General features: G+C 63.5%; 6 protein-coding genes. 2 read left to right on the top strand and 4 right to left on the bottom strand.

Annotated elements, in window-relative coordinates:
• Positions 1-467: 467 nt before the first annotated feature.
• Entirely contained in the window at positions 468-1124 is a 657-nt protein-coding gene (locus WBQ44_RS11475; protein WP_495566815.1) for a hypothetical protein, read from the top strand.
• Positions 1125-1662: 538 nt separating this feature from the next.
• Here the strand turns inward: WBQ44_RS11475 and WBQ44_RS11470 are convergent.
• Both WBQ44_RS11470 and WBQ44_RS11465 read right to left on the bottom strand, forming a co-directional pair.
• Complete coding sequence (locus tag WBQ44_RS11470; protein ID WP_495566814.1) at positions 1663-2979, bottom strand: PQQ-binding-like beta-propeller repeat protein; 1317 nt, start codon at positions 2977-2979, stop codon at positions 1663-1665.
• Positions 2976-4343: a hypothetical protein gene (locus WBQ44_RS11465; protein ID WP_495566813.1), complete on the bottom strand. Its 1368-nt coding sequence runs from the start codon at positions 4341-4343 to the stop codon at positions 2976-2978. Before WBQ44_RS11465 ends, WBQ44_RS11470 begins: the two co-directional genes overlap by 4 nt.
• Positions 4344-4393: 50 nt before the next feature.
• Between WBQ44_RS11465 and WBQ44_RS11460 the strand changes: the two genes are divergently transcribed.
• Complete coding sequence (locus tag WBQ44_RS11460; RefSeq protein WP_495566812.1) at positions 4394-4879, top strand: hypothetical protein; 486 nt, start codon at positions 4394-4396, stop codon at positions 4877-4879.
• 20 nt (positions 4880-4899) lie between these two features.
• On the opposite strand, the gene WBQ44_RS11455 is transcribed toward WBQ44_RS11460, so the two are convergent.
• Entirely contained in the window at positions 4900-5418 is a 519-nt protein-coding gene (locus WBQ44_RS11455) for a hypothetical protein (RefSeq protein WP_495566811.1), read from the bottom strand.
• A gap of 56 nt (positions 5419-5474) precedes the next feature.
• Positions 5475-5804: hypothetical protein (locus WBQ44_RS11450; protein ID WP_495566810.1), on the bottom strand; the 330-nt coding region annotated here is incomplete at its 5' end.

Here is a 5804-nt window from a genome sequence, read left to right as displayed (position 1 = left end):
CTGCTTGAAGATCCACCTCGGTCGCTGCCATGGGATCCAGTGTTTCGGTCATCGTCGATCCTTCCCACCAAGCCGGGCTCGGCGTGTCGAACCAAGGACCGGATCAACCGTTATTCAGACAGTCCCGTCGAATTTGGTTGGGTGGCCTTGCGGGTCCTTTACAAGGTCGTAGAGACTGCACGGTTTGTTACATGAGTCAGCCAGTCGACCGTAGCCGACGCAATGTCCTGGCCGGCGGCTTGGTGACTGAGAGACATTGCAGCCAGCTGAATGCTGAGATGAGGACGTTTACGCGGGGAGTTTCGGAGACGGATTTTGGCCTGGCCGACATGGCAGCATCGGGGCAGTCGAGCTGACGGGCTCCAGAATGAACGTAGCCCCGGCGATGTGACGAGTGTCAGGGATCGTTCCGGGGCCTTCATCGTCTAGTTTAGGGAACTGTCTCAATATGTCAACCAGCAGGGGGAGTGGCATTGTCGTGGAGTAACGAGGTCATCGCGGATCTGTTGACTCGGCAGCGGCTTGGTTCGTACCTCGCGGCGAGTGGTGGGGATATCGATGCGGCAATTGCTCTGTACGACTGGAACATCGAGGCATCGGGTGCGGTGTTGTCGCTTGTGTCGATGGTCGAGGTGGTGGCTCGCAACGCGCTCGACGTTCAGCTGAGCGCGTGGTCGCAGGACGCGCGGGGGACGTCAGAGGGGTTCGATCACGTGCCTCTGGATCAGCGGGGTCGGCGCGATGTCATTGAAGCTCGAGGGCGGGCGGTTCGTCGGCAGCCAAGCGAGGTGCACGGGAAGGTGGTCGCCGAGTTGTCATTGGGGTTCTGGCGGTACCTCGCGGCGTCGCGTTATTTAACGTCGTTGTGGGTGCCGGCGCTCCATGGTGCGTTTCCGTACGGCGCTTCGGATGCGCGGCTGCGTCGTAGGGAGGTCGAGCGGCGGCTTCAGCGGATGGCGTTCGTGCGGAACAGGGCTGCGCATCACGAGCCGATTCATCAACGTTTGCTGGTCTCTGATGTCGCGGACGCCGTCGCGGTGGCCAGGTGGGTGTCGCCGGATGCGGCGGAGTGGGTTCGCGCACGTGAGTCGGTGTCCTCGGTGTACGCGAGGAGGCCGTCGTGAAGCGCGATCTGGCCGCGGCTGAGGCGCCCGTGCTGTCTGGGAGTGAGACCCTCGCGGGGCGATGGTTCAGTCACTTTTCGCGGCGGTGGACCCGCGTGGTGTGTGGGGATATCCGGTGGATTCGCATGGAGTAATAGGTATCCGAGCGTGCCGCGAGCGTGTCACTTCTCGGTGCAACCGGGTTTGGATCGTCGCATACGCTCGCGGGCGAAACTGCCTGCTCAGAGGCTATGCAGTGGGTGCAGGTGAGTCCACGGGAATGTGCGTTATCTAGCTGGGGGTCAAGGGGTCGCAGGTTCGAATCCTGTCAGCCCGACATACAGATGCAAGTCAGAGGCGGTTCCGGAGATATTCGGGGCCGCCCTTTTCGTCGGTCGCGTCTCCTCGTTGCCATACGCGTGACAACCCGGTCGCGACTATGTCGGGGGCCGCGTGCCCACTGCAACCGAACCGGCTACCGGAGTCACCACCGGAGCAATTGGCTTGCTGCAGCCTGACTACGATGCTGACGCGAATGCAGAGTCAATCTGGGACGGACTCATCGAAGCAAGTTCAGCCGCTTCTCGTTGACGACGACCACGCCTCCCCGAGTGTCGAGCAGAGCAACCGTCTCGGACCGGCCTCCGGTGTTCCCGAGCAAGCCCTCGACCGAGATAGGTGCCCGACGCGCACCGGTCCCGGCCTCGATCATCAGAATGTGCTCGGAGTCGGCGACGTAGGCGACGCCGTCGCGGACAACAGTGGGCATGAACGGCAACGGTTCGACGTCCGGAGCCCACGCGGGCTCGCCGGTGAATAGGTTGCGTGCAAGGAGACCGACGCCCAGGACGACATCACCGACGATAGCGATGTCACCACCGGTGCCGGCATCGTCCGCGGTCCACAGCCGCTGCCCTGAGGTGGGGTCGTAAGCGCTGCTGCCCATCACGACCGGATCGGAAGGCCAATTCGGTGCATCGACTGTTGTGCGCTGGTAGAACTCCTCGTCTGTCGTCGCGACTACGAGGCCGGTCGAATCGACCAGGTCGGTGCGGAACTCGAACAGATCGGAGCACCGGCGACCGGCGAGAACGTAGATCTGTTCGCCTCGAACGAATTGTTCCCGCGCGCAGTCGGGAGACGCGATGTTGTCGGTGACCTCGCCGGATTCTGCGTCGAACAGTGCAGTGCCGGAGGTGAATCGGGCCACGCCGGCGCCACCGGCGAATGCTAGTATCTCCCGCGTGGTGCTAGGTCCGACCCAGGTGTCGTCCAGGGTCAGGGACCACGTCGCATCGGGGTCGTGGAGCGTTCCACGATGAATTCGGACCGTGTACCCGTCTTCCTCGCCCTCGACCACGTAGATGCCTACTCCGTCCGTGGCCACCGCGAAGATGTTCCAGTCGGTGTCGTACCGAGTCGCGGTGCCGTCCGAACCATCGATCGTTACGATCTGATTACCGCTGCGGCACAACAACAGTGCGTCGAGCACGTCGGACGAGCAACTTTCGGTCCCGTCGGTGGGTGTCTTCCACCGCACGTCGCCGGTGGCCGCATCGAAACCGATGAACTGGGACTGCTCGAACTCGTCCGTCTCCTGATTTGTCAACCCAGCTTCGACCACGAGAACGTCACCTGCGTCGACGACGCCACCCTCGACCTCACCGAACCGGGCGCCCACAGGATCCTCGAATGTTGCGAACGGGTTCTCGAGCACATGTGTCGCATCGAGCGTCCACACAGCACCGGGTGAGGTCGGGGTGGGTGCCGCAACGGGTTCGACGTCACTCGGGGATGTGGAAACCAGCACGGCGGCCGCGCCGACGCTCACAGCCGCCACTACTGCGGTGACGGCCAGCCGACGGTACTGGTTCACAGCACGTCCAACCCGTCGGCGGTGGCGATGGCGCGCAGCGTGTCCGCGCCCAGGGGTTCGTCCGGACGTTCGGCGTGCGACCGCACTTCCACTTCGGTTCCCGACGGGTAGATCACCGACACCGTGCGGCGCATCCCGCCGTTCGTTCCCTCGGGAGTAGCCGGAGAGTACGAATAAGGTTGCTCGTCGAGTTGCAGCACGGCGCCGCCGTCGAGCATCTCGAAGTCGGTCGGCCGATTCCGGTAGGCGGGATCATAGACGTCCGGCATCATCGGTAGCTCCTGTCCGCCGCGGATGGAGATGGATAGATCTGCGCCGGTGTTGACGACGTCGACATGCGTGCACACCACACCCGCGTCGAAGTCGGCAGGCCGCAACGTGTTCAGGCCTGGATGGAATCGCTCGCCGACCTCGACGTCGTCCAGTGCAGCGTTCAGGGTTTCCGCGAGCTCGGCGTCGATCGGTGTGTCACCGGAGAAGAAGCTATCGGAGTCGTCGCAACCTCCCGTCGGTTCGAGTGTGCCGCTGGGGACGGGTGTCGTCGTCCGCAGTTCGGGCAGGGTGACAATGGATTTCAATTCGTCAACAGTGAGAACGGTGTCGCGGTCATCGCCGTCGGACGACTGCAACCCCTGCGCGTCCGACGCCGTTGCAGTGATGTTTGTGCCGTCGGGTGCGTACGCGGTGACGGTGCGGTATTCGGTTCGAACGCCGCCGTACTCGGACCACGATTCAACGACGTCGACCACGGTGCCGTCCGTCGACGTCGCGCGTTCCTGTACTGATCCGGCGACACACGGTGGCACCCCGGAATCGACCTGTGCCACGGACACTCCCACCCATCCGACTGTATCGCCGCGTCGTGCCTGGGCCGACGCCGTCGCCCATCGGGGTTCGACGGGTTGGCCGGGTTCGTCCACAGTCTGTGCGATCGGCTGGAATATCAACGACTCACGCAGACTCGCGAAGAGAACGTCGACGCCATCCGGAAGGGCCTCCGTGAGAGCGTCGGTCATCATCACCGACCGGCGTCCGGAGTACCACGGAGCCTGCGGGTTGTCGTAGGAGTCCTCACTGGTGATCATTCGTCCCCACACCAGCGACGCTTCGGCCGGCGGTTCGACGACGTCGCAACCGGGGATGGTCGTCGGGAACGTCGCCTCGGGGGTCCGATAGGTGGTGTCGACGGGCGCGGACGGGGCAAAAGTCGCGGTTTGCGTGTTGGCCGATGCTGCTGGCTGGGCGTGATTGGGCGTCGCGCCGCGTTCGACGACGGCTGCCACGCAGACCCCGATGGCGACGATGGACACGATCGTGAGCGCATCGGCCCACGCTCCGGCTCGATGGGAATCGGCAGGGCGCACCGAGTAAAGGTACAAGGCGCGCCGAGCACCTGGGCTGACATACTCGGATCGTGCGTTTCTTCGATCAGCGGGAACAGGTGTTGACCGCGAGTTGGACGCCGCCAGACGGGGCCCGGGTCACGTTCACCGATATGCCCGAGCCGTGGTCCGCCGCGCTCGAACGGCTCGGCCGCGATCTGGTCGTGCGTCACTACGGCGGCGATGTCGTGCATATCGATTGGGTGGTCATGTATGACCCGGTGGGTGGTACTGCCTGGCTGTCGAGTTCGATCACCGTGGCGGGCAAGCGTGCCCGTGGGCTGAGCGGAAATGGGTACGGGGCGCATCTCGACGACGACGTCGAAAAGGTGCTCGTGTCGATGGCCGATCTGGTTCAGAACGAGGTGGCCGAAGTTGGCACCGCCTGGCCGTGGGGGGATGACGGCGGATTCATGAACCCCGCGCTTGTCGACGGCGTCGCAGTATGGAGGGATCGTCAAGGTCGCACCGTGCGGATCGGGGATCTGAGCGAACAGGGTTATCGTCTGCGAAAGTAGATCAAGCTGATCTCACCCGGTTAGAGCCGACGTCGGAGAACAGCAGCAGCCGACACCGATAGCACCGCAGCAGCTATGACCCCGACCAGCGGAAGAATGCCCCACAGATGCCACTCGCTGGTGAGGGCCAGGCGAAACGGTCGCCTGTCGGTAAGGCCGATGTACGTGGGTGGCGAGATGTGCGCCCAGAAGGCGGCAGACAAACCAACAACGCCGCCTGCTGCACTGCTGATCGAACCGAGACTTTCAGGTGTTCTGCGACGTTGGGAGACAATTGGCGCACCGAAGAACCCGAGGCCGGCGAACAACACCGCAGTAATCACTGGGAACACAACCACAGTGGGCAGCCAAGCCGGTGCGGGCTCATAGTACTCGAGCAGGTAGCCCACGATGGAAACCGAGGAGGGCTCCAATCCTGCTGGGCGATCGAGATCGATCTGTGGGGAAACGAAAACATGCCAACCCATGGCGATCACGAGACCTACGAACAGGCCGACCACGCCCGCAGCGGACGCGGTCCTGCCTCGAAGACCACTCATCGATTCATCTTTACACGCCGCCATGTTGGGGCGACGGATCAGCCAGTAGATCGGCGTCAGGCAACCGTGAAGCGCACGGTGTTGCCGGCAGGGTCGAGCAGAGTGGTGTTGAGTGGTGAGTCCGTGGTCACGGTCAAACCGGCTTGCCCAGACCCGATGTCGATCGCGATCTGCTTCGACCACTCACCACCCTCCGGCGGCACTTCGCCGATCGCAGCGGAGGTCAGATGGACCATCCACGAGCCACCGGTCGGCTTGGCGGGACTGTCTGAATAACGGTTGATCCGGTCCTTGGTTCGACACGCCGAGCCCGGCTTGGTGGGAAGGATCGACGATGACCGAAACACTGGATCCCATGGCAGCGACCGAGGTGGATCTTCAAGCAG

Source organism: Rhodococcus sp. (in: high G+C Gram-positive bacteria), from assembly GCF_049591685.1.
Classification (GTDB): domain Bacteria; phylum Actinomycetota; class Actinomycetes; order Mycobacteriales; family Mycobacteriaceae; genus Rhodococcoides.
The sequence above is the reverse complement of the archived record's forward strand: the minus strand, read 5'-3'. Positions and strand labels throughout refer to the sequence as shown.